Here is a 13,660-nt window from a genome sequence, read left to right as displayed (position 1 = left end):
CGGCTAATTAGGCCGCCTGTTTTTGTTTGGGCGCCGGAATTTCCCGCTGGTTGTACCAGCCTTCATTTTCGTTGCTATCAGGCACAATCCGGCGCAATTTGGGCTTTACGGCCTCAAATACAGTTATAAAAGGTGACTCCTGTGACAAAACGTCGCGTAGTGATAACCGGTCTGGGACTGGTAACCCCGGTCGGTAATGATGTTGATTCCACCTGGAAGGCGCTGCTCGCCGGTCAGAGTGGTGTGGCTCCCATCACCAAATTTGACGCCAGTGAATTTGCGACCCGCTTCAGCGCGTCGGTAAAAGATTTTGACGTTGAGCAATATCTGTCCAAAAAAGATGCCCGTAAGATGGACCTCTTTATCCAGTACGGCATGGCCGCTGGTATTCAGGCTCTCCGTGATTCGGGTCTGGAGATGGACAAAGAAGATCCCACCCGCGTCGGTACAGCAATCGGTGCCGGTATGGGCGGTATGTGGCTGATTGAAGCAGGGCATTCGGCGCTCATGGCCGGTGGCCCACGTAAGATTTCTCCCTTCTTCGTACCCAGCACCATCATCAACATGATTGCCGGCCACCTCTCTATCATGTACGGCATGCGCGGCCCCAACTTCGCCGTGACCACCGCCTGTACCACAGGCGTGCACAATATCGGTTTTGCCGCACGTACCATCGCTTACGGTGATGCAGACGTGATGGTTGCCGGTGGTGCCGAAGACGTGACCTGTCCGCTGGGAGTGGGTGGTTTCAACGCCGCCAAGGCACTGTCGACCCGTAACGACGACCCACAAGCGGCCAGCCGCCCATGGGATCGTGACCGAGATGGCTTTGTAATTGGTGACGGCGCCGGTGTGCTGGTGATGGAAGAGTACGAGCATGCCAAGGCCCGTGGCGCCAAGATTTACGCCGAACTGGTTGGTTTTGGTATGAGTGGTGATGCTTTCCACATGACGTCACCCCCGGAAGATGGCGCCGGTGCGGCGCTTGCCATGACCAACGCCCTGAAAGACAGTGGTCTGGCGCTGGAGTCCATTGGCTACATCAATGCCCACGGCACCTCGACACCTGCCGGCGACAAGGCCGAAGCGGCTGCGGTGAAGTCGGTATTTGGTGATCACGCCTACAAGCTGATGGTGAGCTCCACCAAGTCGATGACAGGCCACCTGCTTGGCGCTGCCGGTGCAGTTGAAGCCATTTTCACCATTCTGGCGCTCAAAGACGGTGCCGTACCGCCTACCATCAACCTGGATAACCCGGATGAAGGCTGCGATCTCGATTTCGTGCCCCACGAAGCCCGTCAGACCAGCTTCGAGTATGCCCTGTGTAACTCGTTCGGCTTTGGTGGTACCAACGGCTCATTGCTGCTGAAAAAGATGTGACCCGGGTACTTTGACTGCCCGATTAAGGCGCCATGACTATTTGTTCTGGCGCCTTTTCTTTTTCCGGGTGCATTCACGCGCTCACGCTTTTGGCGTAAGCTTAAATCACTTTAACAAGATAGGGTTACACAATGGCCGGACAAGACAGGCACCTGACCTTACGTTTTCTCGCAGAGCCAGCCGATGTAAATTTCGGTGGTAAGGTTCACGGCGGCGCCGTGATGAAGTGGATTGACCTTGCCGCTTACGCCTGCGCCGCAGGGTGGAGCGGCAAATATTGCATTACGGCCTACGCCGGTGGCATTCGCTTCGTCAAACCCATCCATGTGGGCAATATTGTTGAGGTCAGCGCCAAGGTGATATACACCGGCAACAGCTCAATGCACATAGGGATTGATGTGCGGGCAGGGGACCCCAAGGTCTCTGAGCGTCAGCTTACGACTCACTGCATTGTGATCATGGTGGCGGTGGATGATGCCGGTAACCCAACACCTGTGCCTGAGTGGATCCCACAAAGTGAAGAAGATAAGGCGCTTCGCGAATCGGCGATAAGGCTAATGGAAATGCGTAAGAAAATCGGTACCGAAATGGCGGCTCACGTTACGCCCTGAAGTTTGCCTGTCTCGTGGCCTGAGTACGAACGCTCGCGTTCAGGCCACTCATAAAATCAACCATATGCCCGCAAAAGGGCACAGCACTTATGTCTCAAACCGCCTATTACCTCGCCCTTGATTATGGTACCCAAAGCACCCGCGCTCTGGTGTTTGACCGTTGTGGTAATTCCATTGCCTCAGCGTCTGTTCCCAATGAGAACTGTAAAACCGGGCAGGGCGCTAAAGCCGCAGTGCAGGACGGTGATTACTGCTACGGCCAATTGGTGGTTGCCTGTCGCAAGCTCTTTGCTGAACACGGCTTGAGTCCAGAGCAAATTGTTGCCGTCACCCTCAGCACCCAAAGGGCCTGCACCCTGCTGATGGATAATCGCGGCAAGGCCAAATCGGATGTGTTTATGTGGTCTGACAGACGCATGGTGGAAGGGATGCTGTCGCCTATGAGCTGGTTTTATCGGCTCGGCTTTTGGGTAAGCGGTATGACAGGGCGCATCGAGTATTTGCGCCGGGCCGCCAAAGTTAATCTGATCCGTGAGCTTTCTCCCGGCAAAGTTGATAGTTCTGACAAAATTGGTCTCCTGAGTGGTTATCTGCTGAGCCGCTTGGGCGGAACATTGCAGGACTCGACCGCGTCTCAGGTGGCCTATCTGCCCTTTGACTACCGAAAGCACACCTTTGCCTCGCCCAGCAGCTGGCGTTGGCAAGCCCTTGGTTGCAGACCATCGCAGATGCTGCCACTCATTGATGCTGCAAGGCACATCGGCACTATCACAGAAGGTTTTGCCGAGCTTACCGGCCTTAAGCCTAGCACCGCGCTGGTCAGTGCCGGGGCGGACAAGGCCTGTGAAGCCTATGCCAATGGGGCTGGCGAGTCCGGCGTGCTCTCATTGAGCCTTGGCAGCGCCGCGACAGTGACATTGGGCTCTAAGCGGTATTTTGAAGTGTTTCGCTATGCGCCGGCTTTCCCGGGGCTCGAATCGGGTAGTTTTATGCCCGAGGTGCAGCTTGAGCGCGGTTTTTGGTTACTGTCGTGGGCGCTGGATGAATTTGGTGCCAGCGATAAAGCGGAGGCCAAAGCCTTGGGGCTCAGTCCTGAAGCCTATGTGATGAAAGCTATCGCCGACATCCCTGCCGGTGCAGATGGGTTAATGCTTTGCCCCTATTGGGCCCAGGGGGTAATTTACCCCGGCCCCGAAGCCAGCGGCATAGTGGCAGGTTTTCGTCCGGAGCACACCCGGGCTCACCTCTACCGTGCCTTGATTGAAGGGGTGCTCATGACCCTTGAGCGCGGTAGCAGGCGGCTCGTGGCAAAGGCGGGAATGCCGATAAAAGTTATTAGGGTGAGCGGCGGTGGCAGCCAGTCGGATCTGGTGATGCAGCTTGCCGCCGATATCTTTAATTGCCCCACAGAGCGTTTAACCGTGCGGGAAGGCTCAGGCTTGGGCGCGGCCATGTGCGCCGCCGTTGCCATGGGCGACTATCCAAACCTCGCCAGCGCCAGGCAAAATATGGCAAAATCGGCCGGTCGTTTTGAGCCTGAGCCCGCCAATGTCGCGCGCTATCTGCAATTGTCGAAGCGACATCAACGCCTGTACCCGGCAGTAAAATCATTATTCAAAACACGCTGAGCGCGAGACACGAAAGGAAGAACAATGGCAAAAGTGGCATTTCTCGGACTGGGGGTGATGGGATATCCCATGGCCGGACATTTGGTTAAGGCCGGTCACCAGGTGACTGTGTATAACCGCACAACCGCCAAGGCTGAAGCCTGGGTGAAGCAGTTTGGCGGCGCCATGGCGGCGACACCAAAGCTCGCGGCTGAGGATCAGGACATCGTATTTACCTGCGTGGGCAACGATAAAGATTTGCACCTGGTTGTGCTCGGTGATGACGGTGTCATCCACGGCCTTAAGGCCGGTGCCGTGCTGGTTGACCACACTACGGCTTCTGCTGACATCGCCCGTGAGATTGGTGCAGCACTGAGCGCTCAAGGTTTCGGCTTTATTGATGCGCCCGTATCAGGTGGCCAGGCTGGCGCCGAAAACGGCGTACTGACTGTGATGGCAGGCGGTGACGAAGCTGTGTTTAATCAGGTAAAAGACGTCATCATGAGCTATGCCCGCTGCGCCGAGCGGCTGGGCGAAACTGGTGCCGGTCAGCTCACCAAGATGGTGAACCAAATTTGTATCGCCGGTGTGGTGCAGGGGCTTGCCGAAGCACTGCATTTTGCCCGCAGCGCCGGCCTTGATGGCGAAAAAGTGGTTGAAGTCATCAGCAAAGGGGCCGCCCAAAGCTGGCAGATGGAAAACCGCTACAAGTCCATGTGGGCTGGCGAGTACAACTTTGGCTTTGCCATTGACTGGATGCGCAAAGATTTGGGTATTGCCCTTGAAGAAGCCCGCCGCAATGGCTCACATCTGCCGCTGACGGCCCTGGTGGATCAGTTCTACTCAGAAGTGCAGGGCATGGGTGGCAACCGCTGGGATACCTCAAGCCTGATGGCGAGGCTGGAAAAAAGCCGAAAATAAATCGAGGTTTAATCCACCGTCAGTTAGTTCAGTGAAGTAGCCTTACCGGATAAAACAGAAAGCCCGCTTAATGCGGGCTTTTTCACAGCGATTGAACCAGGTTTATACCGGGTCCACCACCAAGTGTTCGAGCTCAACTGCCACAACAGCATGGAGGGCATCCATGGTGGCGCCCACCAGGGAAATCTTACCCAGTGAGGACTCCAGCAGCACGGCGCGCTTGATATCGCTGAAATCTCTGTTGTGTCTGACAAGGGCCGACAAGGCCATTTGCATTGGCAACATGGATGGGTTGAACGCGGCATTTTCGGCGTAGCGGCCGCAGAAGCTTGCGCCATCAGCTGTTTGAAGCACAACAGCGGCGTGGCACTGGCTGTAAGGCGCGTAAGATAAACCTGCATGATCAAGCGCTTCTATCAGCAAGGGATCGTCGCTTTCGAGTTCAAGCTCGGTTTGTTGCTTGGTCAGCAACGGCGTACTGATATTCAAATCCGCTGGACCAAAGGCATAGGGCAGATAGTGGTTCAATGGCGCTGTGTCTTGTCCGGGCAGGTGAATGCGGATCGCCTGTCCTTCAACAAGCTCATTCATAAACTGGCGGCAGTGCCCACAGGGGCTGGCGTTGACTATGATGTCGCTTATTTGGGTCTCGCCTGAAAGCCAGGCATGGCTGATGGCACTTTGTTCGGCGTGAACAGAGTGGAACAGGGCTTCGCCCTGAAGCTCGAGATTGCCGCCCATGTAAAAATCACCACCGCTGCCCACGGCAATGGCGCCCACGTAGAAGTCACTCACCGGTGGTTTCGCAAGCGCCGCTGCAACAGGCAGCAGAGCGAGTCCCAGCCCATGACTGTCGAGGCCTGAGATATCGCAAAGATTCTTTACCTGCAGGGCGTCCAAATGACCGCAGAACTGCTCTCCCAGCATAGGGATAAGCGCATCGGCCAGAGCCTTGGGTAATTCGTTAATCCGGCGGACAAATCTGTCTTGCATGGCCGTTTTCCTTCATTGTTAATTTTGCTGACTGACAGTTTAGTCATTCTGTTACAGCGAAAATGGGAGGCGACTCCCAAATTCAGGTGAGTTGATCTTAAAGTGACTGCAGATATTGGCATAAAGCCCCAAGTAGTTTTTGCTTTTTTTCATCCTTGGCGGTTTCTTCCAACAGGTTTTCCAGCCGGATAACATAGTCAGGGTCGTTGAGGCGACCTTGGCAAAACTCGCGCCACCGCAGGTTTTCATCATAGGACAAGGTGAGCGGGTAGTTGCGCGCCCGATAACGAAACAGCATTTCCGGCAGGCGAGAATCATCGAATTGCAGCTCAAGAGCCGCCAAATGCTCCGGGGCCGTGGCGCGGATAATATCCATCTTGGCGCGGTCAGCAGGGCTGAAGAATCCGCCACTGTAAAGCATATAATCGGGATCCGCACTTTGCTGTTGTGGTTCATCCTCAAACAGTGCAGTGAGCTTTTCGCGAATTTCCGGATGCTGTTTCAATCGCTTGTATTGTTCCCGGGCAAATGCTTTGTCTATACCCAGGCGCTCGGCATTGGCATCTTCCAGGGTTTTGGCTGTGGCGATAAAGGGGCACTTGTTCAAATGAATTTGCTTAACCGGCACCGGCAGCTCATCACTGGCTAGATCTTCCCGTTTGGTATAAAGCCTTGCACGCAGCGCATCCACATCCAAATCGATAAGTGGCTGAATGTCCATGGCGAGATTCACGCAAATGACCGCATTTTTATTGCGCATATGATGCGCGACCGGAGCTATCAGGGTGGCACAGCCTTGGGTTGCCGGAATCTTTGAACTGATGTGTACCAGGGGCTGCATGGCGAGCACGTCAATTTGCTCGGCGACGGCTTGTTTGCGCCTTAAACGGAAATAGTAGTCATAAAGCTTGGGCTGCTTTTCCTTGATAAGCCGCGCCAGTGCGATAGTGGCATAGACATCGGACATGGCGTCGTGGGCCTTGTCGTGCCCCAGGCCATTGGCTGCAGTCAGATGCTCGAGTTTAAAGCTGGGGCTGCCGTCTTCTTTTTCGGGCCAGTTGATCCCTTCTGGGCGCAGTGCATAACAGGCGCGCACCAAGTCGATGATATCCCAGCGGGAATTGCCCTGTTGCCACTCACGGGCATAGGGGTCAATAAAGTTGCGATAGAAACCGTAGCGACTGACCTCATCATCGAAGCGCAGCGAATTGTAGCCTGCAACACAGGTATTGGGGCGACTGAAAATGGCCTGAATACGGCCCATAAATTCGGTTTCGGGTATACCCTGTCGATTTGCCAGTTGCGGTGTAATGCCGGTGATAAGAATGGCCTCGGGTGAGGGCAAGTAATCGGGGCTTAAACGGCAGTAAAAGGTGACAGGCTCTTCGATAATATTCAGGTCCAGATCGGTTCTGATACCGGCAAATTGTGCTGGCCTGTCCTTGGCCGGGCTGGCTCCGAACGTTTCATAATCGTGCCAAAAAATAGTGGGCTGAATATAGTTTTCCATCGGGAAATTAGCTCTGTCCGTGACAATATAAGCGCTTATCTTATCACTTGACGCGCCATATTCATCTCTTAGCGGTTTTCAGACCGCCTTGTTGGATAAATATACGTCAGCCAGGGCGATTTGTTGGGAGCCTTATGTAAATTGCGGATGACCATGGATGAGATACGGAGGTAAAATATCCCACCATTGGAAGGATTTTCTCATGTTCAATCAATATTATCGGCTGCCGGAACTCCTGAGCATCGAACCGGGGCAACAGTCTTCGCGTTTTTTACTAAGCCTCACCCATGACGTCAGTGATTTTGTACTGATGCAGGCGATGCGTGCGCCGCTCATCGAGGTTGTGGTGACCAGAGCGGGAGCCGAAGCTGAGATTTTACTGAGATTACAGGCAGGTTTCAGCCTAAGTCCTTACCCCCTATTGAATACTGCGAAGACTGAACAATCGGGTCTGTGTTCGGGAAGCGATCTTAAGTCTCTTGCGGAAGATGTGGTGAGCCAAACAACAACCGGACAACTGCGTCGGGGCCCTGGTCAGGGACTCAGAGTCTACGCCAACAGCAGCCGCACCCCTGCACGTTTGTTGGAACGGCTTCGAAGAGGCTTACTTATCACTCTGACATTGGATCCCAATGAGCCTGCGCTGATGGGTTTTCGTTTGGGAAGCGAGGGGGAATTCAGCCTGGTGGCCCTCGAAACTGATTTGCACCTGTGCGAAGACCCCTTGGTGCTTCAAAATGCCAAAGCAGTTCTTGCCAGGGAGCCTGAATATGACGCCAGCAGTGCAGCTCTGGCGTTATTGATTACCGAGCTTGAACAGGCGAGGCTTGAACTGGTTTCCTATCTTTCTGGAGTTGACAGTCATCCAGGGCTTGCGGCCGAAGCTATGCGAATAGAACCTATGCTGAGTCAACGTCGGCAATGGTTACTTCGTCAGTACGCTCAATCGCAGGAGCGTCCAAAACTTGGCAACAGCGCCAACGATTTTGGACACGACATAGATAAACTCAAGCGATTGCTTGAATGCTATGAACTCTTATCCACGCCAGAGGTTAATGCCATGGTGCTGGCCATCGCAGAGGAAGATTAATGGTGCCCCTGAACGTTCAGCCGACTTATCTTTGCCCTTTGTGTAAAGCGCCTTTGTGTGCCGGCGAGGCGACCATGGTGTGCCCAAAGGGACATGGGTTCGATAGGGCAAAAGAGGGCTATATCAATCTGTTGCCGGTGCAGAAAAAGCGTTCAAAAGATCCCGGTGACAATAAAGAGATGATGAAGGCGCGACGCCTGTTTTTGGAATCGGGCGCCTATCAAAAGCTGAGTGACAGATTGGGCGAACTGGTGCTTGGGTTACCTGTAAAACCCAACAGGATCCTGGATCTGGGATGCGGTGAAGGCTATTACACCCATCGTTTGCAGCAGGGATTGGCAAAGGCTGGTATTCAGCCCCAGTTCTATGGACTCGACATCTCCCGTGCGGCGCTGAAATCGGCCGCCAAAAGATATCAGCAAATTCATTTTTGCGTGGCAAGCAGCTTTGAAACACCCTTTGAAACGGCTTTTTTCGATCTGATAATGCGAATTTACGCGCCGTCAAAAGCAGAGGAACTGAAGCGTTTGGTCAAACCGGGCGGCTATTTACTGACAGCCTCCGCAGGCCCCATGCACCACTTTGCTGTTAAGAAGCGCATCTACGACACGCCCAGGCTGCACGAGGATAAAGAAGAGCAAATCGATGGATTTGAACTGGTGAGCTCAGAGCGCTTGCAATGGCAGCTTGATATGGACACGCCAGAGCTGATACTCGCGTTTCTGGAGATGACACCCTACGCCTGGAAATTCACCCCGGAGGCGCGCAGGCAGCTTGCGAGCGAGCCATTCAGTTGCGAGCTGGATTTTCGGATCAACTTACAGCGCCGGATGCTGTAAAACTTGAAAATATAATGGCTTGGCTGAGTCTTTAGACGCTGTCTGTACGGTATTTGAACAGCGCTGACGCCAAATTACAGAAATTTAAGTAAAAAATCAGAGCGCCAGACACAAAGGTTTGTTGACTTATGTCTAGGATGGAGTATAGTCGATGAAGCTTGAAGGTTGGATTTATTTTGTGTTCCGCACGACCAGTTTGTCCTGTAAACATTAAGTAATACCGGCTTTTCCCGCTCCACCGCCATAATTGGCAATTGTTTAAATATTTAATGTTACAGGATACCGATATGTCTCAAGTGACTGGTGTAGTTAAGTGGTTCAACGCTGATAAAGGCTTTGGTTTTATCGCTCAGGAAGCTGGCCCAGATGTGTTTGTTCACTTCCGCGCCATCAACACTGACGGTTTCAAGACTCTGGACGAAGGTCAGAAGGTGTCTTTCACCGTGACCCAGGGTCAGAAAGGTCCTCAGGCTGAGAACGTAACCGTAATCGGTTAATTCTCCCAAGAGATGTATAAAAGCCGTGGCCAATGCCACGGCTTTTTTGTTGCCTCGAATTTAGCTTTTGCCATTGTGCTTGTTGCTGAAATTGTCGTGCGCGCCTCTATCTGGAGTAAGATCTGGCTGTGAGTGCGGGAAAGTGTCGCCATTATGATTAACGGGACGCTCATGGATGATACCTGATGCAGCCAAGACAAGGCGTCGCAAGAGACTCTGTTTACTTGGAGCGGGTGCATGGCCTGTTTGTGTGGACTGATTGTTTGGGCCGGCAGCGTTGCGGGCAGGCTGGACTTTCAGAATCGCTGAGTCTGTCGTTGTCTTTGGCGCCGAATTAGGGCTGATTCAATCCGGGGCCGGTTAGCTTATTGATGTGGTGCAGTAAGTGACAGCGGCGTTGTAGGTTTGTCATTCTCAGTAGCCGCAGAAAAGTATGAAAAAGCACCCTCAAAGGGTGCTTTTTCATATAGGGCGTTCAGGAAAAGAGTTTGTCTTCCAAACTCTTGCCATTCAGCAGTTGCCGATACCGAATGCCTTCTGTTGCCAGTAAGTCCAGCGCCGCCTTTTCAAGACCGTACTCTTGTGACGTTGGCTCAAAGCCGATAATAAATTCACGGCCGTTATGCTGACGTTTCACGCTTTGAACCCCTGGCAGTGTGCTCAGCTTGTCACCGAGTCCTTCCGCTGCAACCTCTTGGAGGCTTAACGTCAAAAAGCGCTCAGTAGTCTGTGACTTCATCGACAGGGACTGACTGAGTTTGCCTTTATCCAGATACAGCACAGTGTCACACAGACGCTCAAGTTCTTCGAGGTTGTGTGATGAAATCAGGAATGTGGTTTGTTCGCTGGTATGGGCTATCAATTCCCTCACGGCTCGGGCGTTTGCCGGATCCAATCCGGCGGTGGGTTCATCCAAAAGCACCAGTTGAGGGGTGCCTATCAAGGCCTGTGCTATGGCGACACGCTTGCCCATGCCATGGCTGAGGGCTGTGGGTTTGTGAGGCGTCGCTTCTCTCAGTTGAACGAGCTCCAATACCCGCTCAGCCTCCCTGCGGGCTTCTTTGCCTGAGAATCCTTGCAGCGATGCAAAAAAGGTCAGCTGCTCGCCCACGCTGAAGTTGGGATCCAGCAAGGCATCCTGCGGCAGGGCGCAGACTTTTCCCAGCAATTGACGGCTGCCGGGAGGGTGACCAAGGATTTCGAGGCTGCCACCGTCAGGCTGGATGTAACCACACATCAGACTCATCAGGGTTGTTTTACCGGCGCCGTTTGGGCCAACCAGCGCAACAGGGGCGCCGGCTTCTACTTGCAGCGATACAGCATCCAGCGCAATTTTACTGCCGTAACGTTTGGTCAGGTTTCGGGATACTAAAAGGCTCACAGTGCGCTCCTTTTCATGTATATCAAGCCCAAGGCGAGCAGCACCGCAGCTTGAATCAAGGGCAGTGGCGCGTGGAGCAGGGCACCGAGCGGTGTGTTATCCACTATCAAGTCAATCTGGCTCCCCGGCAACAGCCAATCCAGGCTTGGCAGCGAAGGCAGGTAATAGGCGGCAAGGGCCGCAAGAATTTTGAGCACGCACCATACCAGCACGGCGAACAGGGTTGCCTGGCGGGCACTGTTGGCATAAAGCGACAGCAAGGCCATCAGTGCTATGTAGGGGGTGATAACAATCAGCAGGTTCAACAGTACCAGAACACCGTCAGAAATCGCAGTGGCTGCGAGTTCCGGCTCACGAAACAGCGTCAGTATCAGCGTGGCCAATCCGGCAGTGATGATATAGGCACTTTGCAATAATAATTGCCCGAACACACGGCCAAAAAATAAGGCATCCCGGCCGGTGCGCTGTACCAAAAAGCGGAAGGTTTTGCGGCTTTTGTCTGAGGCAAACTGATCTGCACTGCTCAAAATGGCAAACAGCGGGAACCAGTAGAGGCTAATGACCCAAAATAGTGACAGCTCAGGGACATCCCATGAGAGCAAATGCTTAGGACTGACCATGCCGAGCATTTCCGTCAACATTTGGCGCATATGGGGATCGGCAAGGTATTTGGCGGCGCTGCGGATGGGGTAGTAGAGAATAAGTCCCCATACCAGGCAATAAGCGACCAGGGCTATCAGACCCCGAAGATTGAAAAAACCTTTAATGACTTCCTGTCTGGCGATTAGCCAGACATGCATCAAAGGTCCCGGATGGGCAAGCTGAGGTTGAGACATGCTAACGTCCTGTTATCACTGATTAGTGTGTTTGATTTAAGAGTGCATCCAGGTGCGCTTCCAATTGCGCGACTCGCTCTTCAAGGGCAGCAATGCGGCTATCGTCTCTTTCGTCGACTTGGGAGGGAACCAACGCCGGACTCTCAGAGGATTCGACTATCGTCAGACTGAATCTTGATTCCCGTTTACCTGGATCTCTGGGGAGTTGAACCACCAATGGCGATTCCCTCGATGCCAGTGCCGTGAGGGTAGCTTCGACTTCGCCGATGTCTTTGAACTCATGCTGTCGTCCGGCACGGGTTCTCAGCTCGCCGGGAGTCTGGGGGCCCCTGAGCAGCAACAGACTGACTACGGCAACCTGCGCACTGGAAAGCTGAAGATCAGAAAACTCAGTATTACAAAACCGGTGCTTATATTTTACGACGCGGCTGCCAAAGCCGGATTGTTCGCTTATCAAGCGTTTTTTGGCGAGTTCATCAATGCCTGCCTGCACCTGTGTTTCAGACAGGTCCATCACGGGATCCCGGCTGCTTTTTTGATTGCAAGCCAGGGTGAGGGCATTGAGGGAAAGGGGATATTGATCCGGTGTGGTAACTTCTTTTTCCAATAAACAGCCGATAATTCTGGCTTCGATGGCATCAAGCAACATTGAAAACTCCTTTAACTTCCTGAATCTGTTATATCAGAGCCGGCTGCTTGTGCCCATAGGCAACGTACTTTGTTACCAATTCGCCAATAAAAAAACGGTGGCAAGGCCACCGTTTTATATCCATCAGCTCAGATAGAGTCCGTCGTCGGCTATTCGGAGTTTGCCCTCTTTAAAGAGGCCTCCAATGCTCTTTTTAAAGGCTTTTTTGCTCATGCCCAGCTCAGCGTAAATCACGTCGGCATCAGTCTTGTCACCCAATGGCAAAAATCCACCGGCGGCCTGCAGTTTTTTCAGGATAACGCCGGAGTGGGCATCCAACTCATCTCGGGTACCTTTGTTGAGCACCAGATCGATTTTACCGTCGTGGCGTACCTGCTTGATGTAACCCTTGAGCTTATTGCCCGCACACAGTGGCTTGAACACATCGCTTTGATGGATAAGACCCCAGTGGCTGTTGTTGATAATTGCCTTATAACCCAGGTCTGTGCGTCCGGCGATGGTCAGTTTCACTTCCTGGCCTGGCTTGTAAGAAGCTGGCGTCTTGTCCAGAAACTTATCCAGCTTTGCAGAGGCGACTATTCTGTCGTCGGCGCGGTTGATGTGCAGGTGCACCAACTGATACTTGCCTTCTTCCGGTGGACGGGTCTGTTCGGCAAAGGGCAGCAGCAAGTCTTTGTCCAGTCCCCAATCGAGGAATGCGCCGACCCGGCTCACTGACACTATTTTAAGATTGGCAAACTCACCCACTTGGGCCAACGGCTTTTGAGTGGTGGCAATGGGAGTGTCTTCAGAGTCCAGGTACAGGAATACGTCGAGCTCATCGCCTACTTGCAGGTTGTCCGGTGCAAATTTATTGGGTAACAGCACCTGGCCAAAGTCACCGGCGTTGAGATAAAAACCAAAATTAACTTGTTTAACAACCGCCAACCGGCAAGTCTTTCCTAATTGGATCATTGAGTACCTGATTTCAGATGAATGGGCATTACGGCGAGGATTATACCCCAAACCGAGCCGATTAACCTCAGTTTAGACCGCTACTGGGACAGGATTTGCTCAGCTGGTCCTCGACGGGCAAATACCGCGTTTTTATCAAGGTTTTTGGGTGTCTAAAAACACGATTCTGCTATTTAAAAATATTGAACACACTCACAGAAATGGTGAATCAAAAAGTTGTGTTACTGCTTGATATTCTGCCCATTTTTGTAAACCCCCTTTGAGAGGTAAAGTTCGCTTTGTAGTATATCTTGCAACTCATTGAACAAATGCGAATTCTTGCTTGCATTCTTGAAGTATGCAGGGTTTAATTGCGCCGTTTTTGGGGTTCTTCCCAAAGGTTATCGCCTGTT

The 13,660-nt window shown here is 52.9% G+C and carries 13 protein-coding genes; 7 read left to right on the top strand and 6 right to left on the bottom strand.

Annotated elements, in window-relative coordinates:
- Positions 1-141: 141 nt before the first annotated feature.
- The 4 genes from fabF (at position 142) to JQC75_RS10100 (ending at position 4,519) form a co-directional block, all read left to right on the top strand.
- Complete coding sequence (fabF, locus tag JQC75_RS10115) at positions 142-1,380, top strand: beta-ketoacyl-ACP synthase II (protein ID WP_203324000.1); 1,239 nt, start codon at positions 142-144, stop codon at positions 1,378-1,380.
- A gap of 131 nt (positions 1,381-1,511) precedes the next feature.
- On the top strand, positions 1,512-1,991 hold the full coding sequence (locus JQC75_RS10110) for an acyl-CoA thioesterase (protein ID WP_203323999.1): 480 nt from the start codon (positions 1,512-1,514) through the stop codon (positions 1,989-1,991).
- 89 nt (positions 1,992-2,080) lie between these two features.
- Positions 2,081-3,619, top strand: a complete 1,539-nt coding sequence (locus JQC75_RS10105; RefSeq protein WP_203323998.1) for an FGGY-family carbohydrate kinase — start codon at positions 2,081-2,083, stop codon at positions 3,617-3,619.
- A gap of 24 nt (positions 3,620-3,643) precedes the next feature.
- On the top strand, positions 3,644-4,519 hold the full coding sequence (locus JQC75_RS10100) for an NAD(P)-dependent oxidoreductase (RefSeq protein WP_203323997.1): 876 nt from the start codon (positions 3,644-3,646) through the stop codon (positions 4,517-4,519).
- A 102-nt stretch (positions 4,520-4,621) separates the two neighbouring features.
- On the opposite strand, the gene cdd is transcribed toward JQC75_RS10100, so the two are convergent.
- Both cdd and sbcB read right to left on the bottom strand, forming a co-directional pair.
- Complete coding sequence (gene cdd, locus JQC75_RS10095; protein WP_203323996.1) at positions 4,622-5,512, bottom strand: cytidine deaminase; 891 nt, start codon at positions 5,510-5,512, stop codon at positions 4,622-4,624.
- A gap of 97 nt (positions 5,513-5,609) precedes the next feature.
- Entirely contained in the window at positions 5,610-7,022 is a 1,413-nt protein-coding gene (gene sbcB, locus JQC75_RS10090; protein WP_203323995.1) for an exodeoxyribonuclease I, read from the bottom strand.
- Between the two features lie 202 nt (positions 7,023-7,224).
- Between sbcB and JQC75_RS10085 the strand changes: the two genes are divergently transcribed.
- The 3 genes from JQC75_RS10085 to JQC75_RS10075 all read left to right on the top strand — a co-directional run bounded on the left by JQC75_RS10085 (position 7,225) and on the right by JQC75_RS10075 (position 9,448).
- Positions 7,225-8,112 carry a hypothetical protein gene (locus tag JQC75_RS10085; protein ID WP_203323994.1) on the top strand — a complete coding sequence of 296 codons (888 nt, stop codon included), beginning with the start codon at positions 7,225-7,227 and terminating at the stop codon, positions 8,110-8,112.
- Positions 8,112-8,951, top strand: coding sequence for a 23S rRNA (guanine(745)-N(1))-methyltransferase (rlmA, locus tag JQC75_RS10080; RefSeq protein WP_203323993.1), 840 nt, complete (start codon positions 8,112-8,114; stop codon positions 8,949-8,951). The genes JQC75_RS10085 and rlmA overlap by 1 nt, the downstream gene beginning before the upstream one ends.
- Positions 8,952-9,238: 287 nt before the next feature.
- A complete protein-coding gene (locus JQC75_RS10075; RefSeq protein ID WP_011760083.1) occupies positions 9,239-9,448 on the top strand; it encodes a cold-shock protein in 210 nt (69 codons plus the stop codon).
- Between the two features lie 475 nt (positions 9,449-9,923).
- On the opposite strand, the gene JQC75_RS10070 is transcribed toward JQC75_RS10075, so the two are convergent.
- The 4 genes from JQC75_RS10070 to JQC75_RS10055 form a co-directional block, all read right to left on the bottom strand.
- Positions 9,924-10,829, bottom strand: a complete 906-nt coding sequence (locus tag JQC75_RS10070) for an ABC transporter ATP-binding protein (RefSeq protein WP_203323992.1) — start codon at positions 10,827-10,829, stop codon at positions 9,924-9,926.
- Entirely contained in the window at positions 10,826-11,665 is an 840-nt protein-coding gene (locus JQC75_RS10065) for an ABC transporter permease subunit (protein WP_203323991.1), read from the bottom strand. The genes JQC75_RS10070 and JQC75_RS10065 overlap by 4 nt, the downstream gene beginning before the upstream one ends.
- A gap of 22 nt (positions 11,666-11,687) precedes the next feature.
- Positions 11,688-12,314 carry a YceH family protein gene (locus tag JQC75_RS10060; RefSeq protein ID WP_203323990.1) on the bottom strand — a complete coding sequence of 209 codons (627 nt, stop codon included), beginning with the start codon at positions 12,312-12,314 and terminating at the stop codon, positions 11,688-11,690.
- Positions 12,315-12,437: 123 nt separating this feature from the next.
- Positions 12,438-13,268 (bottom strand): CvfB family protein, encoded by an 831-nt coding sequence (locus JQC75_RS10055; protein WP_203323989.1) that lies wholly within the window; start codon positions 13,266-13,268, stop codon positions 12,438-12,440.
- Positions 13,269-13,660: the final 392 nt, after the last annotated feature.

It is taken from the genome of Shewanella litorisediminis, assembly GCF_016834455.1.
GTDB lineage: Bacteria > Pseudomonadota > Gammaproteobacteria > Enterobacterales > Shewanellaceae > Shewanella > Shewanella litorisediminis.
The sequence above is the reverse complement of the archived record's forward strand: the minus strand, read 5'-3'. Positions and strand labels throughout refer to the sequence as shown.

Coding starts and splice junctions, on each gene's coding strand:
- sbcB (WP_203323995.1), bottom strand. CDS start 7,022: ATGGAAAACTATATTCAGCCCACTATTTTTTGGCACGATTATGAAACG.
- JQC75_RS10065 (WP_203323991.1), bottom strand. CDS start 11,665: ATGTCTCAACCTCAGCTTGCCCATCCGGGACCTTTGATGCATGTCTGG.
- cdd (WP_203323996.1), bottom strand. CDS start 5,512: ATGCAAGACAGATTTGTCCGCCGGATTAACGAATTACCCAAGGCTCTG.
- JQC75_RS10075 (WP_011760083.1), top strand. CDS start 9,239: ATGTCTCAAGTGACTGGTGTAGTTAAGTGGTTCAACGCTGATAAAGGC.
- JQC75_RS10060 (WP_203323990.1), bottom strand. CDS start 12,314: ATGTTGCTTGATGCCATCGAAGCCAGAATTATCGGCTGTTTATTGGAA.
- JQC75_RS10105 (WP_203323998.1), top strand. CDS start 2,081: ATGTCTCAAACCGCCTATTACCTCGCCCTTGATTATGGTACCCAAAGC.
- JQC75_RS10085 (WP_203323994.1), top strand. CDS start 7,225: ATGTTCAATCAATATTATCGGCTGCCGGAACTCCTGAGCATCGAACCG.
- JQC75_RS10055 (WP_203323989.1), bottom strand. CDS start 13,268: ATGATCCAATTAGGAAAGACTTGCCGGTTGGCGGTTGTTAAACAAGTT.
- JQC75_RS10110 (WP_203323999.1), top strand. CDS start 1,512: ATGGCCGGACAAGACAGGCACCTGACCTTACGTTTTCTCGCAGAGCCA.
- JQC75_RS10100 (WP_203323997.1), top strand. CDS start 3,644: ATGGCAAAAGTGGCATTTCTCGGACTGGGGGTGATGGGATATCCCATG.
- rlmA (WP_203323993.1), top strand. CDS start 8,112: ATGGTGCCCCTGAACGTTCAGCCGACTTATCTTTGCCCTTTGTGTAAA.